The 19,907-nt window shown below is 70.3% G+C and carries 6 protein-coding genes and 1 pseudogene; 4 read left to right on the top strand and 3 right to left on the bottom strand.

All coding sequences use genetic code 11. The features are described from left to right. Positions 1–91 precede the first annotated feature (91 nt). Positions 92–13,059: pseudogene (locus PKO50_RS15710) on the bottom strand (non-ribosomal peptide synthase/polyketide synthase). A 301-nt stretch (positions 13,060–13,360) separates the two neighbouring features. Between PKO50_RS15710 and PKO50_RS15715 the strand changes: the two are divergent. The 3 genes from PKO50_RS15715 (at position 13,361) to PKO50_RS15725 (ending at position 17,565) form a co-directional block, all read left to right on the top strand. Beyond that, the gene (locus PKO50_RS15715; protein WP_109933914.1) at positions 13,361–13,912 is read left to right on the top strand and encodes an RNA polymerase factor sigma-70; all 552 of its coding nucleotides are present in this window, start codon (positions 13,361–13,363) and stop codon (positions 13,910–13,912) included. A 296-nt stretch (positions 13,913–14,208) separates the two neighbouring features. Further along, on the top strand, positions 14,209–15,792 hold the full coding sequence (locus PKO50_RS15720; RefSeq protein ID WP_275630249.1) for a sensor domain-containing diguanylate cyclase: 1,584 nt from the start codon (positions 14,209–14,211) through the stop codon (positions 15,790–15,792). A 600-nt stretch (positions 15,793–16,392) separates the two neighbouring features. Further along, positions 16,393–17,565 (top strand): IS4 family transposase, encoded by a 1,173-nt coding sequence (locus tag PKO50_RS15725; RefSeq protein ID WP_275627213.1) that lies wholly within the window; start codon positions 16,393–16,395, stop codon positions 17,563–17,565. 156 nt (positions 17,566–17,721) lie between these two features. On the opposite strand, the gene PKO50_RS15730 is transcribed toward PKO50_RS15725, so the two are convergent. Continuing rightward, the gene (locus PKO50_RS15730; protein WP_109933566.1) at positions 17,722–18,228 is read right to left on the bottom strand and encodes a DUF3015 domain-containing protein; all 507 of its coding nucleotides are present in this window, start codon (positions 18,226–18,228) and stop codon (positions 17,722–17,724) included. Between the two features lie 293 nt (positions 18,229–18,521). Here PKO50_RS15730 and PKO50_RS15735 point away from each other — a divergent pair, with 293 nt between their 5' ends. Further along, positions 18,522–18,866 carry a cupin domain-containing protein gene (locus PKO50_RS15735; RefSeq protein ID WP_009622067.1) on the top strand — a complete coding sequence of 115 codons (345 nt, stop codon included), beginning with the start codon at positions 18,522–18,524 and terminating at the stop codon, positions 18,864–18,866. 216 nt (positions 18,867–19,082) lie between these two features. On the opposite strand, the gene PKO50_RS15740 is transcribed toward PKO50_RS15735, so the two are convergent. After that, positions 19,083–19,901, bottom strand: coding sequence for a CoA ester lyase (locus PKO50_RS15740; RefSeq protein ID WP_275630250.1), 819 nt, complete (start codon positions 19,899–19,901; stop codon positions 19,083–19,085). Between the last annotated feature and the right edge of the window lie 6 nt (positions 19,902–19,907).

A 19,907-nucleotide genomic window follows, 5' to 3' on the forward strand; every position in this document is an offset into this window, starting at 1 on the left:
GGGGCGGCCCGTGCGCGGCAGGCCGCGCAGGGGTTGCAAGTGTTTGGCGATGGGCCCGCGGGGCCTCGGTGGCCCCGCGGGAAGCGCCGTTCTAGAGCATTTCCAGCTGCGACATCAGGTCGTCCAGGCGCGCCGCCTTGTGCTCGTCGATGGCGCTGGCCGCCTGTGCCTCGATGTAGCTGGCCAGCTCCTCCACCGTGCTGCACTCGAACATGGCCCGCAGCGGCACGTTGCGTTGCAGGGCCTTCTGCACGCGCGAGGCGATCTGCGTGGCCAGCAGCGAATGCCCGCCCAGCTCGAAGAAGTTGTCGAACACCCCGACGCGCTCGACCTTGAGCACCTCGGCCCAGATCTGCGCCAGGGTGCCTTCCAGCTCCGTGCGCGGCGCCTGGTAGGCGTGGGCCAGGGCCTGGCCGATATCCAGCGCCGGCAGGGCCTTGCGGTCGAGCTTGCCGTTGGCGTTGAGCGGCATGCGCTCCAGCACCTGCCAGTGCAGCGGCACCATGTAGTCCGGCAGGTCGGCGCGCAGGTGCTGGCGTACCTGTTCCAGCCAGGCGCCCTCCTCGACTGGCGTCGCGGCGGGCACCAGGTAGCCGACCAGGTACTTGCCGGTGGCGCTTTCCTGCACCGCCACGGCCGCCTCGCGCACGTCCGGCAGCTCGTGCAGGCGCGCCTCGATCTCGCCCAGCTCGATGCGGAAGCCGCGGATCTTCACCTGGTGGTCGACGCGCCCGACGTACTCCAGCACGCCGTCGGCGCGGCGCCGCGCCAGGTCGCCGGTGCGGTACAGGCGCTCCCCCGGCGCCCCGAACGGGTGCGGCACGAAGGCCTGGGCGGTGCGCAGCGGGTCGCCGACGTAGCCGCGGCCAACGCCGGTGCCGGCCACGCACAGCTCGCCGACCGCGCCCAGGGGCACCAGGTCGAAGTCGCCCTCGGCATCCAGCAGGTACAGCTGGTTGTTGTCGGTGGGGCTGCCGATGGGCAGGTAGGTAGCTTCGGTGGAGGCCGCATCGACGCGGAAGAAGGCCACGTCGTCCGAGCATTCCGCCGGGCCGTAGGCGTTCACCAGGCCCACCTGCGGGTAGCGCTGCAGCCACTGCCGCGCCAGTTCCGGCGGCATGGCTTCGCCGGTGGGCAGCATCCAGCGCAGGCCGGGCAGCGCCCCGTGCTCCTCGGCGAGCATGCCCTGGATCAGCGAGGGCACGCTTTCCAGCACGCTCACGCCCTGCTCCACCACATGTTCCAGCAACGCCTGCGGGTCCTGGGCGATGGCGTTCGGCACTATGGCCACGCGGCCGCCGAACAGCGGCGCGGCGAGGAATTGCCAGACCGAGATGTCGAAGCTCTGCGAGGCGGTCTGGGCAATCACGTCGCCCTCGCCGAGGGCCAGGTAGGGCACCTTGCTCAGTTGGTTGTTGAGCATGCCGGCCTGCTCCACCATCACGCCCTTGGGCAGCCCGGTGGAGCCGGAGGTGTAGATCACGTAGGCCAGGTTGCCCGGCCCGCTGTAGCGCTGCGGGTCGTGCTCGGCGGCCGCGCCGTGCTGCACCTCGTCCCACACCAGCAGGCGCGGGCGGCTGCCGCAGCCCAGTTCGGCGAGCAGCGCCAGGGCCTGCTCGTGGCAGGCGGCGCTGCACACCAGCACCGGCGTGCGGCTGAGCTCGAGGATGCGCGTCAGGCGCTGCGTCGGGTGCGCCGGGTCCAGCGGCAGGTAGCCGGCGCCGGCCTTGAAGCTGCCGACGATCATGCCCAGCAGGTCCAGGCCGCGTTCGCCCAGCAGCGCCACCGGCTGGTCGAAGCCCACGCCGGCGGCCAGCAGCGCATGGCCCAGGCGGTTGGCCCGGCGGTTCAGCTCGGCGTAGCTCCACTGCTGGCCGAGGCAACTGGCGGCGATGCGCTGCGGGTGCGCCGCCACCCGCGCCTCGAACAGGCGCACGTAGCCCTGCTCCAGCGGGTAGGCGTGCTCGCTGCGGTTGCAGTCCTCCAGCAGGAAGCGCCGCTCCTGCGCGCCCAGCAGCGGCAACTCGGCCACCTCGCCATGGAAGCCGTCGGCCAGGGCCAGCAGCAGGCGCTTGAACTCGCCGAGCAGCCGTTCGATGGTCGCGGCCTCGAAGTAGCGCTGGTCGTAGGACAGGTGCAGGCCCAGGTCGTCGCCGGGGTAGCAGACCACGGTGAGCGGGAAGTTGGTGTGGGTGCGCCCGGAGTCGGAGCTGGCCTTCAGGCTCTGCGCGCGGTCCAGCACCGAGACTTCCACCGGGGCGTTCTCGAACACGAAGAGGCTGTCGAACAGCGGCTGGCCCTTGGGCAGCTCGCTGCTTTCCTGGATGGCCACCAGCGGCAGGTGCTCGTGCTCGCGCAGCTCCAGGTTGCGTTCGAACAGCCCGGTCAGCCAGTCGCGCACCGTCTGCCGCTCGCCGGGCGCCGGCAGTCGCACGCGCAGCGGGATGCTGTTGATGAACAGCCCCACGGTGCGCTGCATCTGCGGCATGCCCACCGGGCGGCCGGCCACGGTGACGCCGAACAGCAGGTCGCGCTCGCCACTGAAGCGGCGCAGCACCAGGGCCCAGGCCGCCTGGGCGAAGGTGTTGACGGTCAGTTGGTAGCGCTGCGCCAGTTCGCGCAGGCGCGCGCCATCGGCGGCGTCCAGGCGGGTGTAGCGGTCGCCCACCATCATCCCGCCGCTTTCCCCGGCGCGCTCGTGGACGATCGGCCGGTCGCTGGGGACGTAGGTGGCGCGCTCGAAGCCGCGCAGGTTGTCGCGCCACCAGCGGCGCGAGTGGTCCAGGTCCTGGCGCTGCAGCCAGGCGATGTAGTCGCGGTAGCGCGGCGGCGTCGGCAGCTCGGCCGCGCGGCCCTCGCCCAGGGCGCTGTAGATCTCGAAGAAGTCGCTCATCAGCAGGCCGCGGCACCAGGCGTCGATGAGGATGTGGTGGTTGCTCATCATGAACCAGTAGCACGCCGCGCCCAGGCGGATCAGGCGCAGGTGGAAGGGCGGCGCGTTGAGCAGGTCGAAGCCGGCCTCGCGTTCCTGCTTGTGCAGCGCCTGCAGGCGTTCCTCGTGGCCTTCCTCGGGCAGCTCGCTCCAGTCGAGGTAGTCCAGCGCCACCGGGCCGGGCTTGTGGATCACCTGCAGCATGGCCTCGCCGGCGTTCCACGAGAAGGACGCGCGCAGCGCCTCGTGGCGCGCCACCACGGCCTGCCAGGCGGCGGCGAAGCGCTCGCGGTCCAGCTCGCTGTCGATGCGGTAGCGGTCCTGCATGTAGTAGATGCCGGTGCCCGGCTCCAGCAGGGTGTGCAGCAGCAGGCCCTCCTGCATCGGCGTCAGCGGGTAGACGTCGTCGATCTGCGCCGCCGGCACCGCCAGGGCGTCCAGCTGCACCTGGCTCAGGCGCGCCAGGGGAAGTCCGAGGGCGTCAGGCCGCCGGCCTTGTCGTCCAGGCAGTGGGCGACCAGGGCCTGCAGCTCGTCGAGGTAGGCGTTGGCCAGGTCGGCGATGGTCCGCTCTTCATAACGCTCGGCGCTGTAGGTCCAGCGCAGCACCAGCTCGCCGCCGTACACCTGGCCGTCCACGCTCAGCTCGTTGGGCAGCGGCGCGGCGGCATCGTGGATGGCCCCGGTGGGCTCGTCCAGCGGGTGGAACAGGGCGTCCTCGGTGAAGCTCTGGTCGAACTGGCCCAGGTAGTTGAAGGTGATGCGCGGCTGCGGCAGCGCGGCCAGGGCGCGGCGCCCCGCCTCGTCGCCCAGGTGGCGCAGCACGCCATGGCCCAGGCCCTTGTGCGGCACGGCGCGCAGCTGTTCCTTGATCGCCTTGATCGAGGCCGCAAGCCCGGCCTCGCCCGCCTCGGTGGCGGGCGCCAGGCGCAGCGGGAAGGCGCTGGTGAACCAGCCCACCGTGCGGCTGAGGTCGATGTCGTCGAACAGCGCCTCGCGGCCGTGGCCTTCCAGCTGCACCAGCACCGAAGCCTCGCCGGTAGCGCGGCAGAGCACCCGGGCCAGGGCGGTCAGCAGCAGGTCGTTGACCTGGGTGCGGTAGGCCGCCGGCGCCTGCTGCAGCAGCTGGCGGGTGCGCTCGCGGTCCAGGCGCAGGCTCAGGCTGCGGGCCAGGGCCTCGTCGTTGCGCCCCTGGGGGTTGTCGCAGAGCCAGGTGCCGGGGGCGCCGTCCAGCTGGCCGTGCCACCAGTGCAGCTCCTCGCGCAGCGGTTCGCTGCCGGCATAGGCCTGCAGGCGCGCGGTCCAGTCGCGGAAGGCGCTGGTCTTGGCCGGCAGTTGCACGGCCTCGCCGGCGGCGAGCTGGCGGTAGGCCTGCTGCAGGTCTTCCAGCAGCACGCGCCAGGACACGCCGTCCACCACCAGGTGGTGGATGGCCAGCAGCAGGCGCTGGGCGCCGGGGCCGTCCACCAGCACCGCGCGCAGCAGCGGGCCGTCCAGGGCCAGGCTGCGCTGGGCGCGCTCGAACACCTCGGCGCAGTCGGCGAAGCTCGCCACCTGCGCCTGCCACACCAGCCAGGCGCCGTCGTCCGGCGCCCGGTGCTCGGCCTGCCAGCGGCCGTCTTCCTGGCGGAACGCCAGGCGCAGCGCGTCGTGGTGCCTGGTCAGCTGCAGCAGGGCCTGGCGCAGCAGGTCGGCGTCCAGCGCCTGGCGCGGCTCCAGCAGCAGCGACTGGTTCCAGTGCGCGCGGTTTTCCAGGGGCAGTTCGAAGAACCAGTGCTGGATCGGCGTCAGCGCGCTACCGCCCTGCACTTCGCCCTGCTCCGCCAGGCTGGCGCCGACGCTGCGGGCGACGCCGGCCAGGCTGCGCACGCTCTGGTGCTGGAACAGGTCGCGCGGGCTGAACTGGATGCCCTGCTGGCGGGCGCGGCTGACCACCTGGATGGACAGGATGGAGTCGCCGCCCAGCTCGAAGAAGTTGTCGTCCAGGCCGACCTGGGCGACGTTCAGCACCTCGCCCCAGATCGCCGCCAGCTGGCGTTCCAGCTCGCTGCGCGGGGCCTCGTAGGCGCGCTCGCCAAGGCCGGCGTCCGGCGCCGGCAGCCCGCGGCGGTCGAGCTTGCCGTTGGCGGTCAGCGGCAGGCACTCCAGCAGCACCAGGTGCGCCGGCACCATGTAGTCCGGCAGTTGCTGCTTGAGGTGGGCCTTGAGCGCCTCGCGCAGTTCGGCCTGGGCAGCGGCGTCGGCGGTTGCCAGGGCGGTGCCGACATAGCCCACCAGTTGCTTGCCGCTGGGCCCGTCCACCGCCAGCACGGCGGTTTCGCGAACCTGCGGGTGTTCCTGCAGGCGCGCCTCGATCTCGCCCAGTTCGATGCGGAAGCCGCGGATCTTCACCTGCTGGTCGATGCGCCCGAGGTATTCCACCTGGCCATCGGTGTGCTGGCGCACGCGGTCGCCGGTGCGGTACAGGCGGCCGCCGGGGGCGCCGAAGGGGTCGGGCACGAAGCGCTCGGCGGTCAGCGCCGGGCGCTCGTGGTAGCCGCGGGCCAGGCCGGCGCCGCCGACGTACAGTTCGCCGCCGGCGCCCTGGGGCACCAGGGCCAGGTCGGCGTCGAGGATGCAGGCGCTGCGTTCGCCCACCAGGCTGCCGATGGGCACACCGGCGCCGGCTTCCACCTGCTCCGGGGCCAGGGCCGCCAGGGGCATGACCACGGTTTCCGTCGGGCCGTAGGCGTTGAAGAAGTAGCGCGGCGCGAAGGCCTGGCGGATGCGCTGCAGATGCTCGGCGGTCAGCGCCTCGCCGCCGGTGATGCACAGGCGCACCGGCAGTTGCCGATCCTGCGTCTGCAGCCACTGGGCCAGCTGGCTGCCGTAGCTGGGGGTGAAGCCGAGGATGCTCACGCGGTGCTCGGCGATCAGTTGGCAGATGTCCTCGGCGCCCCATTGGCCCTGGGCCCGCAGCACCACGTGGGCGCCGCACAGCAGCGGCGTCAGCAGGCGCTCGCTGGCAGCGTCGAAGTTGATGGAATAGAAGTGCAGCTCGCAATCGTCGGCGCGCATGCCGAAGCGCTCGATCACCGCCCGGCAGTGCATGGCGATCTCGCCGTGGGACACCACCACGCCCTTGGGCTTGCCGGTGGAGCCGGAGGTATAGATCAGGTAGGCCTGGTGCTGCGCCTGGCTGGACGACGGCAGCGGGCCGTCGTCCAGCGCCGCCAGGGCCGCGCCCTCCTCCGCTGGGCAGCAGCGGCCGACGCCGGCGGGCAGCTCGCCCAGGGCCTCGAACAGCGCCGGCTGGCCGAGCAGCAGGCGCACGCCGCTGTCCTCGATCATGTAGTGCAGGCGTTCCAGCGGGTATTCCGGGTCCAGCGGCACGTAGGCGCCGCCGGCCTTGAGGATGGCCAGCAGGCCGACGACCATCTCCAACGAGCGCTCCAGGGCCAGGCCGACGCGCACTTCGGCGCCCACGCCGCGTTCGCGCAGCAGGCGCGCCAGGCGGTTGGCGCGCTCGTCCAGCTCGGCGTAGCTCAGCGTCCGGCCGGCGAAGGTCAGCGCCGGCGCCCGTGGCGTGGCCGCGGCCTGGGCGGCGAACAGGCCGTGCAGGGTGTCGCTGAGTTGCGGCCCGCTGCAATGCAGCAGCGCATCGCGCTCGCCGGCCTCGAGCATCGGCAGCTCGCCCAGGCGCTGCTGCGGGTCGGCGATCATCGCCTCCAGCAGGTTCTGCCAGTGGCGCGCCATGCGGGCGATGCGCGGCTCGTCGAAGAGGTCGCGGCTGTAGGTCAGGCAGCAGCCCAGGCGCTGGTCGAGGTCGGTGACTTCCAGGTTGAGGTCGAACTTGGTGGCGCGGGCGTCGTTGACCAGGTATTCCACGGTCATCCCGGCCAGCTCGCGGGTCTGCTGGAACTCCCAGCGCTGGACGTTGCACATCACCTGGAACAGCGGGTTGTAGGCGGCGCTGCGCGGCGGCTGCAGGGCGTCCACCAGGTGGTCGAAGGGCAGGTCCTGGTGCGACTGGCCGTCGATCACCGTCTGCCGCACCTGTTCCAGCAGCTGGGCCACGCTCATCTGCCCGTCGAGGCGGCAGCGCAGCACCTGGGTGTTGAGGAAGGCGCCGATCAGGCCCTCGCTCTCCGGGCGGATGCGGTTGGCCACCGGCGCGCCGATGCGCAGGTCCTGCTGGCCGCTGTAGCGGTACAGCAGCACGGCCAGGGCGGCGGTCATGGTCATGAACTGCGTCAGGCCGTTGCCGGCGTTGAAGCGGCGCACGCGCTCGGCCAGCCGCGGCGCCAGGTCGAAGCGGTAGAGGTCGCCGCGGTGGCTTTGCAGCGGCGGCCGCGGGCGGTCGCCGGGCAGTTCCAGCACCGGGTGCTCGTCGCCCAGCTGGGCGCACCAGTAGTCCAGCTGGCGCTGGCGTTCGCCGGCCTCCAGCCACTGCCGCTGCCATAGGCTGTAGTCCAGGTACTGCACCGGCAACGGCGCCAGGGGCGATTCGCGGCCTTCCAGGAAGGCCTCGTAGAGCGCGCCCAGCTCGCGGGCGAAGATGTCCATGGCCCAGCCTTCGGTGACGATGTGGTGCAGGGTCACCACCAGGTAGTGCTCGGCCTCGGCGAAGCGGACCATGTACACCCGCAGCAGCGGGCCCTTCTCGAGGTCGAAGGGCTTGTGCGCCTCGTCGTCGGCCAGTTGCTGCAGGGCCTGCTGGCGGCCCTCGGCGCCGAGGTGGGAGAAGTCCAGGCGCTGCATGCGCAGGTCGCTGTTCTCCTGCACCTGCTGATGGGGCACGCCGTCCACGCTGGGGAAGCAGGTGCGCAGCGTCTCGTGGCGCCGCACCAGGGCCTGCAGGGCGCGTTCGAAGCAGTCCAGGTCCAGCGCGCCGCGCAGCCGCGCCATGCCGCCGACGTTGTAGGCCGGGCTGTCCGGCTCCAGTTGCCAGAGGAACCACATGCGCTGCTGCGAGTAGGACAGCGGCACCGGCCGGCTGCGGTCCGCCGGATGGATGGCACCCTGGCTGTCTGCGCTGCCGGCGGCGCGCAGCTGGCGCACCCGCTCGGCGAAGGCACCCAGGGTGCTGGCCTCGAACAGCTCGCGCAGCGGCAGCTCGATGGCGAAGGCCTGGCGGGCGCGGGAGACGATGCGGGTAGCCAGCAGCGAGTGGCCGCCCAGCTCGAAGAAGTCATCGTCCAGGCCCACCTGCGGCAGGCCCAGCACTTCGTTCCAGATGGCGGCCAGGCGCTGCTCCAGCTCGTCGCGCGGGGCGACGTGCTCGCGCTGCCGACAGGCCGGTTCCGGCAGGGCCTTGAGGTCCAGCTTGCCGCTGGGGCCCAGGGGCATTTCCTCCAGACGCATCAATTGCGCCGGCACCATGTACTCCGGCAGCGCTGCCTGCAGCGCGGCGCGCAGGGCCTGGCCATGCTCGGCCTCGGCCGGCGCCGCGGGGCTGGCGGTGTAGTAGCCCACCAGTTGGCTGCCCAGGTTGCCGGCCTGGCGGATCACCAGCACCGCCTGGGCCACGCCCGATTGCGCCAGCAGGCGCGCGCGGATTTCGTCCAGTTCGATGCGGAAGCCGCGCAGTTTCACCTGGCCGTCCTGGCGGCCGAGGTATTCCAGCACGCCCTGCTCGCTCCAGCGCGCTCGGTCGCCGGTGCGGTACAGGCGCGCGCCGGGCACGCCCAGCGGGTCGGCGACGAAGCGTTCGGCGCTCAGCCCCGGGCGGCCCAGGTAGCCGCGGGCCAGGCCGGCGCCGCCGATGCACAGCTCGCCGGCGGCGCCCGGCGGCAGCGGGTTCAGCTCGCTGTCGAGGACGCGGCAGATGACGTTGCCCAGCGGCCGGCCGATGGGCGAGCGCGCGCCGTCTTCCACCGAGCACTGCCAGTGGGTGACGTTGATCGCGGTTTCCGTGGGGCCGTAGCGGTTGTGCAGGGCCACGCCCGGCAGGCGTTGCAGCACGCGGTCGCGCAGCTGCGCCGGCAGCGCCTCGCCGCCGGAGAACAGGCGGCGCAGGCTGGTGCAGGCGTCCACGCCGGGCTCGTCGATGAACAGTTGCAGCAGCGGCGGCACGAAGTGCAGCGTGGTCACGCCGAACTGCCGCACCAGCTGGGCGATGCGCGCCGGGTCGCGGTGCTCGCCGGGGCCGGCCAGCACCAGGCGGCAGCCCGCCAGCAACGGCCAGAAGCATTCCCACACCGAGACGTCGAAGCTCACCGGCGCCTTCTGCATCAGCACGTCGTCGGCCTGCAGCGCATAGGTGGCCTGCATCCATTGCAGGCGCTCGGCCAGGGCGGCGTGGGTGTTGCCCACGCCCTTGGGCTGGCCGGTGGAGCCGGAGGTGTAGATGACGTAGGCCAGGTTGTCGCCATGCAGGTGCAGGCCCGGCGCGCTGGCGGGCCAGCCGTCCAGCTTGAGGCCGTCGAAGCACAGGGTGGCGACGCCTTCCTGGCTGGGCAGGCGGTCCAGCAGGTGGGCCTGGGTCAGCAGCAGCGTGGCGCCGCAGTCGGCCAGCATGTAGGCCAGGCGCTCGGCGGGGTAGTCCGGGTCCAGCGGCACGTAGGCGCCGCCGGCCTTGAGGATGGCCAGCAGGCCCACCAGCAGCTGCGGCGAGCGTTCGGCGCAGATGGCCACCGGCACGTCGGGGCCCACGCCCTTGTCGCGCAGGTAGTGGGCCAGGCGGTTGGCCTGGGCGTGCAGCTCGGCGTGGCTGAGTTCGCCGCCATCCCATTGCAGCGCCACGCGTTCGGCGTATTCCGCCTGCGTGCGTTCCAGCTGCTCCGGCAGCCAGCTTCGCGCCGGCTCGCAGGGCGCGCTGCCCCACTGTTCCAGGCGCGCCAGCTCGGCGTCACCGACCAGGGTGATGTCGCCCAGGCTCAGCTGCGGCTGCGCCACCACCTGGCGCAGCAGGGCCACGTACTGGTCGGCCAGGCGCTGGATGCTCGCCGCGTCGAACAGGTCGGCGGCGTAGTCGAAGTTCAGGCGCAGGCGGCCGCGGCCATCTTCCTCGGTCTGCAGCTGCAGGTCGAACTTGGCCTCGCGGCTGTGCCAGGGCAGTTCCTCGGCGAGCAGGCCGGGCAGCCGGCGTAGGGCCGAGAGGTCGCGCTGCTGGTGGTTGAACAGCACCTGGAACGGCTGGCCGCCGTGGCCCGGCAGGGCTTCCAGCAGGCGGTCGAAGGGCAGGTCCTGGTGTTCCTGGGCGCCGAGGGTGGCCTCGCGCACCTGGGCCAGCAGTTGGCCGAAGGCCTGCCGCGGGTTGGGGGTGGCGCGCAGCACCAGGGTGTTGATGAAGAAACCCACCAGCCCCTGCACTTCCAGGCGCTGGCGGTTGGCGCTGGGCACGCCGACGCGGATGTCGGCCTGCCCGCTGTGGCGGTGCAGCAGGGCCTGGAAGGCCGCCAGCAGCCACATGAACACGCTGGCCTGGTTGGCCCGGGCCGCCTCGCCCAGGGCCTGGCCGAGCTTGTCGTCCAGGCGCAGGCTCAGGCGTGCCGCCGGCGAGGCGGCGTTGCCGCGCGGGTGGTCGGTGGGCAGTTCCAGGCGCGGCGCTTCCTCGCCCAGTTGCGCCTGCCAGTAGGCCAACTGGCGGGCGCCCTCGCCCGCCTCCAGCCACTGCTGCTGCCAGCTGGCGAACTCGGCGTAGCCGATGGGCAGCGGTGCCAGGTTGGCGCTCTGGCCGCCCTGGCTCTCGGCGTACAGGCGGGCGAACTCGTCCAGCAGCAGGTTCAGCGACCAGCCGTCGGCCACGATGTGGTGCAGGGTCACCCACAGCTGGTGCAGGTCGTCGCCCAGGCGCACCAGGCTCACCCGCAGCAGCGGGCCCTGTTGCAGGTCGAACGGCTCGCGGGCCTCGGCTTCGCGGCGCTGTGCGGCTTCGGCGGCGTCCAGTTCCAGCACCTGCCAGTGGAACTCGCCCCTGGGCTCGATGCGCTGCAGGGTCTGGCCGTCGCGTTCGAGGAAGCGCGTGCGCAGCGCTTCGTGGCGCTGCACCAGGCGGGCGAAGGCGTCGTACACCGCGTCCTCGTCCAGTTCGCCGCGCAGTTGCAGGCCGCCGGGGATGTTGTAGGCACAGCCCCGGGGTTCGATCTGCCAGTTCAGCCACAGCCGGCGCTGGGCCGCGGACTGCGGCAGGTCGCCGCCGCGCGGCAGGCTGGCGATGGCCGCCTGGGGCGTGGCGCCGGCGGCCAGGCGGGCGGCCACGGCGGCGCTGAAATCGGCCAGGCGCGGCGCCTCGAACAGCAGGCGCAGGTTGAGCTCGGCGCCCAGGCCGTCGCGCAGCGCGGCCATGGCCTGGGCAGCGGCGATGGAATTGCCGCCGAGCAGGAAGAAGTTGTCGTCCGCGCCCACGCGCTCGACACCCAGGTGCTCGCGCCAGACCTGGGCGATACGCGCCTGCAGGGCATCATCGGCCTCGACGGCGGGCGCGGCGGCTGCCTGAACGCCGGGGTAGACGGCGTAGGCATCCAGGCTGCCGTCGGCCAGGTGCGTGCGGCAGGCCGAGCGTTGCAGCTTGCCGCTGGAGGTGCGCGGCAGCGCGCCAGGGTTGAGCAGCGCCACGACCTTGGGCGCTTCCTGGCAGGCTTCGGCCACCGCCTGGCGGATCCTGTCGATCAACTCGGCGGCCGGGATGCGTTTCTGCAGTGCGCGGCCGACCTCGGCGGCGATGCCGATGCCCTCCTCGCCGTCGACCTCCACGGCGAAGGCCGCCACCCGGCCCTTGCGCACCGCGTCCACCTCGGTTTCCACGGCGCGCTCGATGTCCTGCGGGTAGAGGTTGTGGCCGCGGATGATGAGCATGTCCTTCAGGCGCCCGGTGACGTACAGCTCGCCGTCGCGCAGGCAGCCCAGGTCGCCGGTGCGCAGCCAGGTGCGGCCGTCGCGCTCGACGAAGGCCCTGGCGCTGGCCTCGGGGTTGCGCCAGTAGCCGTGGGCGATGCTCGGCCCGGCGGCCCAGACCTCGCCCACCCGGTTCTCGCCCAGGCTGGCGCCGCTGTGCGGTTCGACGATCATCACCGCGTGCTCCGGCTGGCTGCGGCCGCAGCACATGAGCACGCTGCCGCTGCCCGCCTCGATGCGGTTCTGCGCCAGGGCCGCCTCGTCCACGCCCAGGGCGGCGATGCCCTGGCCGCGCCGGCCGCCGGTGACGAACAGGGTGGCCTCGGCCAGGCCGTAGCAGGCGAAGAAGCTGGAGGCCTCGAAGCGGCTGGCGGCGAACCTGGCGGCGAAGCCGTCCAGGCTGTCCTGGCGGATCGGCTCGGAGCCGGAGAAGGCCACGCGCCAGCGGCTCAGGTCCAGCCCGGCCAGGGCCGACTCGCTGACGCGCTCGGTGCACAGGCGGTAGGCGAAGTCCGGCCCGCCGCTGACGGTGCCGCCGTGCTGGCTGATGGCTTCCAGCCAGCGCAGCGGGCGTTCGAGGAAGTAGCGCGGCGACATCAGCACGCAGGGCACGCCGCTGTAGACCGGCTGCAGCAGGCCGCCGATCAGGCCCATGTCGTGGTACAGCGGCAGCCAGCTGACGATCACGTCGTCGGCGCCGATGCCGAAGCCGCCGCGGATCAGCCGTTCGTTGGCCACCAGGTTGCCGTGGCTGACCTGCACGCCCTTGGGCAGCGCGGTGGAGCCGGAGGTGTACTGCAAGAAGGCGATGTGCTCGGGGCGGATGTCCACTTCCCGCCAGGCCTCGGCGCCGGCCGGGTCCAGTTCGTCCACGCACAGCAACTGCGGCGCGGCGGCGCCGGACAGCGCCGGGCAGCCTTCCAGCAGGGCCCCGCGCAGCTCGGCCTGGGTCAGCACCAGGCGCGGCGCGCAATCGTCGATGATCGACAGCAGGCGCTCCTGGTGGTGGCGGCGCGCCGATTCCGGCGGGTAGGCGGGCACCGCGACCATGCCGGCGTACAGGCAGCCAAAGAAGGCGGCGACGTAGTCCGGGCCGCTGGGGAACAGCAGCACCGCGCGCTCGCCCTGCCCCGCACGGGCCTGCAGCGCGGCGGCGATGCAGCGGGCGCGACGGTCCAGCTCGGCATAGCTGAGCACCACGTCGCCCGCGCCGTCCTCGGCCAGGAAGCGCAGGGCCAGCCGGTCGGGTTGGGCGCCGGCGCGCATGCGCAGGGCCTGGGCCATGGAGAGGGGATGTTCGAACGCGTCCATTGTGTGTTTCCTGCTGAGTGCACCGCGACTGGTCAATCGACCGGCAAAGGCCTACTCGGGCCTACAGCCGGTTCTCTCAGAGGTGTACGGACGGTCATTCGAAATAATTAGTAATCTCAACTGGCCAAAGGCGCTGGCGGAGATGGCACAAAGCCAGTCTGCATGGGGCTTTCCGGCCTGGAAGAACATTCATTTACAATTGTTGACAATGATTCTCATTTCAAATACTTTCCGGCTCGGCTCGCTGGATGCGTACCTCCACTAGCGAATTGCCCACCCACACTGCCGCTAGGTGATTCTCATGCTGGATGAACTGCCCACCTCCCGTTATGCCTCGCCGTTGGTCGCGACCTTCATCGAGAATCGCTCCATCCTGGTCAAGTTCGCCTCGCGCTTCCTCGGTTGTCGCGCCCATGCCGAGGACGTGGTGCAGGACACCTTCTTCCGCCTGCAGAACGCCTCCGGCGCCTCCATTCCGCTGAAGGCGCAGATGAGCTACCTGTTCCAGGTGGTGCGCAACCTGGCCATCGACCACTACCGCAAGCAGGCGCTGGAGCAGCGCCACACCGGCGCGCCCCAGGAGCTGATGGAGGCCGAGGCGGCCTACGGCGCCACGCCGGAAACCCTGCACATCAACTTCGATACCCTCGAGCAGATCGACGAGGCCCTGAGCCAGCTGCCCGAGCGCACCCGCTACGCCTTCGAGATGTACCGCCTGCACGGCGTGCAGCAGAAGGAGATCGCCCGCGAGCTGGGGGTTTCCCCGACCCTGGTCAACTTCATGATCCGCGATGCCCTGCTGCACTGCTGCGCCAGCGTGGCCAAGGACGAACAGCCGGCCCGCCGCGCCTGAAGCCCCTTGCGCCCCGCTGCCGGAACCAGGCACGCCGGGGCAAGGGGCGGCCGCCCCTGCTCGCCCCCCCGCTCGTCCTATAGCTCCGACGGAACATTCCCGCTTTCCAGGCCCTACCTCTGAATCTCCGCCGATACCCCCGGCGCGGCGCCCGGCCTTGTCCATAATGGCGCCCTAGCGTCCGCGATCCCCCTCGTCCGGCCACGGCGTCGAGTGCCTCGAAAGCCCGCTCGCGCCGGGCATGTCCGGCCAGGGTGGATGGCGAGGCGATATCCATAGCATCGACGGAATTCGCCATGTCCTTGGGGCCCATGCCCAGGCTCAACCTGCGCACCTTGATCCTCCTGTTCGCCTCGCTGGCGGCCATCGCGACCCTGGCCAACGACCTGTTCACCACCTACCGCATCCAGCGGGAGGCGCTGGTCCTCAGTGCGCTGGAGCACAACCGCGCCTATGCGGCCAAGGTGGCGCTGAGCATCAGCCAGAGCCTGGCCTCGTCCCTGGACCGCCTGGCCTACAGCGCGACCCTGCTCGGGCAGGATTTCGCCGATGCGGCGGTCCGCGACGCCGAGGTGGAACGCCTGGCCCGCCAGGACGGCAGCTTCAACACCGTGGTCATCGCCGACGCCTCGGGGCGGATTCTCACCGCCGTTCCCCGCTGGCTCGGCGCCAACGGCCGCAAGATACTGTCCCGGCGCCCCCTGGAAGAGCGCCAGGCGATGATCAGCCCGGCCTTCCACTCGCAGTCCGGCGAACGGGTGGTGTTCGTCTCCCAGCCGGTGTGGAACGCCCGCGGCGACTACCTGGGCCTGGTCGGCGGCACCATCTACCTGAACCGTACCAACTCGCTGAACCACATCGTCAGCCGGCACTTCCAGGAGGACACCTCCTTCGTCTACCTGGTGGACGAACAGCGCCAGTTGCTCTACCACCCCCAGCGCGAGCGCATCGGCCAGACGGTCGGGCCCAACACCGCGGTGGACGCCGCGCTGCGCGGCGAAAGCGGCGCCCTGCAGATCATCAACACCCTTGGCCTGGAGGTGCTCGCCGGCTACGCGGCGGTGCCGGACAGCGGCTGGGGCGTGGTCTCGCAGCAGCCGCTGAGCGTCACCCTCGGCGCCGTGCGCACGCTGATGCTGCAGGTGCTGGCGGGAATCGTGCCGATGATCCTGCTCGGCTTCCCGCTGCTGTGGTGGATAGCCGCGCGGATCAGCCACCCCCTGCGCCGGCTGGCCGACTACGCGGCGCAACTGGACAACACCGAGCGTATCGAGGAGGTGCGTGCCTGGTACTTCGAGGCCTGGCGCATCCGCCGGGCGCTGATCATCGGCGGGCGGATGACCCAGGAGCGCATCGGCCAGCTCAACCGCCAGGCCCAGAGCGACCCGCTGACCGGCCTGGCGAACCGCCGGGCGCTGGAGGCCACCCTGGCGAGCTGGGTGGCGCGCGGCGAGCCCTTCGCCGTCATCAGCATGGACATCGACCACTTCAAGCAGGTCAACGACAGCTTCGGCCACGCCGCCGGCGACCAGGTGCTGCAGGCCTTCGCCGAGGTGCTGCGGTGCAACTCGCGCAGCGGCGACCTGCCGTGCCGCGCCGGCGGCGAGGAATTCATCCTGCTGCTGCCGGGCACCTCGCTCGGCGTGGCGGCGGAAGTCGCCGAGCGCATCCGCCTGTCGACGGAGCAGACGGCGTTCCCCCGGGTGGGCCGGGTGACCCTGTCGCTGGGCGTGGCCTTCAGCAGCGAGGGGCGGACGGATGCCGACGCGGTGCTGGCGGCGGCGGATACCCTGCTCTACCAGGCCAAGCAGGCCGGCCGCAACCGCGTCGTGGTGGCGGACGAACGCCCGGCCGGCGTGGCGCAGCCTCATCCTTCCTGAGGGGCGGTGAGTCCAATCGCGGACGGAGCCCGCGCGCTTCCCTGGAACCGTAGGAGCGGACTCCGTCCGCGATTTTCCGTCGCTGAAAACCCGGCATGTTGCCAGGGAGCTTCGCGATTGCGCTTCGCGCCGAACGGTCCCCTCTTCCGCTTGCGGGGGAGGGTTTAGGGAGGGGGAACGGAGTCAGGGTTGGCAGAGGTGTGTGAGTGGAGTCCGTAACCCTCTCCCCAGCCCTCGCCTACGCGGCCCGCCCTGAAGGGAGAGGGAGCCGTTCGGCGTGCACGGATAACACAGCGTCAGCCGGCAAACTCGTAGGGCGAATAACCGTTCGTGGTTATCCGCCGTTGGCCGATGCGCCGATACACGACGCAAACGGCGGATAACGCCGTAGGCGTTATGCGCCCTACGGGTTTCCAGAGGAATATCCGCGCGCACCAGAACGCCCCTTCAGAAGGCCGAGCGAAACCGGCGCTCAGGAGGTTCCCGCGTTCGCGCACTGCTGTCCGGAATAAATTTTGCGAGGAAAAGCCTGGAGGGCTTGCGGGGGCTGAAGGCACGGATTAAACCGTTGAGCGCCAACTCAACCCCAGCCCCCGCAAGATGTTCAGAATAAGCCGTTTTCACGATGTTCTAAAAGCTCTGCCCCGCGGAGTCTTCGATCGACTGGTCGCCGAACAGGGCGCCGACAAGCACAGCAAGCGCTTTGGCAGCTGGCATCACCTGGTCGCCATGGTGTATGCCCATCTGGCCAGCGTAAGCAGCCTGCGTGCGTTGGAAACCAGCTTCAACAGCCAGTCCAATCATCACTATCACCTCGGTGCGGGCCCGATCCGGCGCTCGACCCTGGCCGACGCCAACGAGCGCCGTAATGCCCAGGTCTTCGCCCTGGCGGCGCAATACCTGATGACCGGCGCCTGCCGCCAACTGCGCCGCGACGGGAAAGAATTGCTGTACCTGCTGGACTCCACGTCGATCACCCTCAAGGGCCCAGGCTTCGACGAGTGGACGTTGAGCAACCGAACCCGCACCCAGGGGCTGAAAGTCCATGTGCTGTATGCCGAGCAGGCCGCCGCGCCGGTGCATTGCAGTTTCACTGCCGCCAACGTCAATGATGTCGACGAAGGCAAGACGCTGAGCATCGAGCCGCGGGCCACCTACGTGTTCGACAAGGGCTATTACGACTTCAATTGGTGGGCGAGCCTGGATGCCCAGCAGGCCCGCTTCGTCACGCGTTTCAAGTCCAATGTGGCGCTCAAGGTCCTGGCCCAGCGCGAAGTGCCCGTGCAGGACCGGGAAACGATCCTGCAGGACGCCGAGGTGCGTTTTTCCAATCGTTCCCCCGGTGGCAGACGGCGCAATCACTACACCAAGCCGCTGCGACGAATCCTGGTGAATCGCCCGGGCGGTGAGCCTCCGCTGAGCCTGGCGACTAATGACCTGACCAGCCCAGCGACCGAGATTGCGGAGCGCTACCGGGATCGCTGGCGAATCGAACTGTTTTTCAAATGGATCAAGCAGCACCTGAAGATCAAGCGCTTCCTGGGGCGCAGCGAGAATGCCGTGCGCATCCAGATTCTCTGTGCGTTGATCAGCTACCTGCTGCTGAGTCTTTACCAACGTCGGACCGGAGCCCGGCAAAGCCTGTGGATGCTGATGGTGGAGGTACAGGCGACGCTGTTTCAGCGCCCTGGCCTGGAGGCCGAACGCTCCCGACGACGACGGGAGCGACTACAGGAGATTAACCAACGGCAAGGGCAGCTGTTAATAGCATGAAGAGTGCCGGACAGCAGTGCGCGTTCGCGGGATTGAGTGCAAGGGCTCGCAAACGAAACCATAACCCCACCCCATATGAAAAATGCCGTTTCTCCCATGAAGAGAAACGGCATTCTTCCTTAAGTGAACAGCAAGGACATTCTCGTTACGCGAACCTCAGGCAGGCTGCTTGGCATAGCGCGCCAGCGTCGGATCACGCTGCATCACCGCCAGGGTGTTGGCGTAGACCTGCTCCCCAGTCGCATCCTTACTGGCAAAAATCTCACCAAAATGCCGCTGAGTAACCTGCGCGAAATGCGCACGATCCTGAGCCTGCACCCCCAGCAGGGTGGCATAGGCATCCAACGCATCCCCATGCCCCTTGGCCATGTCCTCGGCAATGTTGTCGAGCATGCCGTTCATGGCGAAGATCGAACGGCCGCCATACCCCAGGCGCGCATCGGAGTTGCAGCCGTTGGTGCCGGAAGTCAGGCCGAAGGTGGCGTTGCCCGAGGTGCCGTTGGTGGTGGTCGCCAACAGGTGCGGGAACAGCCCACGCTGCCCTTCGAACACCATGTTGCCCCAGCCGCAGCCGTTGCCGCCGGCCTGGTCCGCCTGGGCCAGCAGGCTGGCGGCGCTGAGAACCGCGAAGATCGCACTCTTGCTGAGCAGTTTGCTTGTCATGGATGTCGTTCCTTGGTCGTTAGACATGGTTGGCGTGCCCTACCCCTTCGCTGCCCAGCACGGCTGGAACAGCCTGGCTCGACTTTAGGTTTAGGCAAGGAATGGCCAGGTTTCAAACCCGGCGGCGCCAGGATTCGCAGAATGAATACAAAAGGGCAGGCGTATGGCACGGAATTGTCGAGCGGCGAGGCCCGTGGCAGCGCTTCCAGGCACATCGGCGTCGAATCCAGGCAATTCCTCTTCGGGCAATGCCCCTATGGTGACGGGCCATACCCCACCGACCTGGAGCTGACATGTCCGACTTCATCACCGTGCTGCGCGAAACCTGCCCCACTCCCGTGCTGGATGCCACCAAGTGGAAGCGCATCGGCGGCGACCCGCACACCGTCAACCTCAACGCCTACACCTCGGCGGACGGCAGCAAGATCATGGGCACCTGGATCTGCACCCCCGGCAAGTTCGAGGTGAACTACGAGAAGTGGGAGTACTGCCACTTCCTCGACGGCTACTGCATCATCACCCCCGAGGGCGAGCAGCCGGTGCACCTGAAGGCCGGCGACGTGTTCGTCATCGAACCGGGGCTGAAAGGCACCTGGGAAGTGGTGGAGACAGTGCGCAAGTACTTCGTGTTCGCCTAACGCCTATGGCGTTATCCACCAATCGCGGACGGAGTCCGCTCCTACGGTTCCAGGGAAGCACGGACGTAGGAGTCCGCGCCGGGGTGCTCTTTGTAGGAGCGGGCCCTGCCCGCGATTTCGCGCGCAGGGCGCGCTCCTACAGGGGAATGGCACGACTCGGGCTGCGTAGGAGCGGACTCCGTCCGCGATTGCCCTCGGCAACGCCAGTGCTCCACCCTACGGCTCGCCCGCATTGGCCAGCAGGCGGCGGGCGCGGGCCAGGACCGGGGCGTCGACCATCTGGCCGTCCACCTGGAAGGCCGCCGCGCCGCTTTCGGCCGCTTCCACCACCCGGAGTGCCCAGGCCAGCTCCTCGGTACTGGGGGCCAGGGCCGCGTGGAGCACGGCGACCTGTTTCGGGTGGATGCACAGGGCGCCCACCAGGCCCAGGTCGCGGCCATGGCGAAGGGTCGCGGCGAAGCCTTCGGCATCGTCGAAGGCCGGGTAGACGGTGTCCAGCGGCGGTTGCAGGCCGTTGACCCGCGAGTGCAGCAGCAGGCCCAGGCGCACCTGGTCGTAGACGGTCTCCGCCGCCGCGGTGCCGCTGCTCATGCCGATGTCCAGGGCCAGGTCGAGGCCGCCGAAGGTCAGGCGCTCGATGCCCGCGCAGGCGGCGATCTCCCCCACCGCCAGCAGCCCGCGGGCGCTTTCGATCAGGGGCCACACCGGCTTGCCGCAGGCTGCCGCGGCGCGCACCTGGTCGGCGCACTCGGCCTTGGGCAGGAGGATGCCGGCGATGCCCGGCAGGCGCCGGCACAGTTCCAGGTCCGCGGCGTGCTCGGGGTGCCCGGCGGCGTTCACCCGCACCCGCACGCGGGCTTGCGGGCTGGCTGCGAGGAAGGCCGCCAGGTCGTCGCGGGCGCGGGCCTTGAGCGATGCCTCGACGGCATCCTCCAGGTCGACGATCACGGCGTCGGCGCCGGCGGCCAGGGCCTTGGCGAAGCGCTCCGGGCGGCTGCCGGGGACGAACAGGGCGGAACGGACGATGGCGGTCATGGCGGT

This window comes from Pseudomonas sp. 273 (assembly GCF_029201425.1).
GTDB classification, from domain to species: Bacteria; Pseudomonadota; Gammaproteobacteria; order Pseudomonadales; family Pseudomonadaceae; genus Pseudomonas; species Pseudomonas delhiensis.

Excerpts from the sequence above, each read along its gene's own strand:
- PKO50_RS15715 (WP_109933914.1), top strand. The coding sequence starts at position 13,361 with ATGCTGGATGAACTGCCCACCTCCCGTTATGCCTCGCCGTTGGTCGCG.
- PKO50_RS15720 (WP_275630249.1), top strand. The coding sequence starts at position 14,209 with ATGTCCTTGGGGCCCATGCCCAGGCTCAACCTGCGCACCTTGATCCTC.
- PKO50_RS15725 (WP_275627213.1), top strand. The coding sequence starts at position 16,393 with ATGTTCAGAATAAGCCGTTTTCACGATGTTCTAAAAGCTCTGCCCCGC.
- PKO50_RS15730 (WP_109933566.1), bottom strand. The coding sequence starts at position 18,228 with ATGACAAGCAAACTGCTCAGCAAGAGTGCGATCTTCGCGGTTCTCAGC.
- PKO50_RS15735 (WP_009622067.1), top strand. The coding sequence starts at position 18,522 with ATGTCCGACTTCATCACCGTGCTGCGCGAAACCTGCCCCACTCCCGTG.
- PKO50_RS15740 (WP_275630250.1), bottom strand. The coding sequence starts at position 19,901 with ATGACCGCCATCGTCCGTTCCGCCCTGTTCGTCCCCGGCAGCCGCCCG.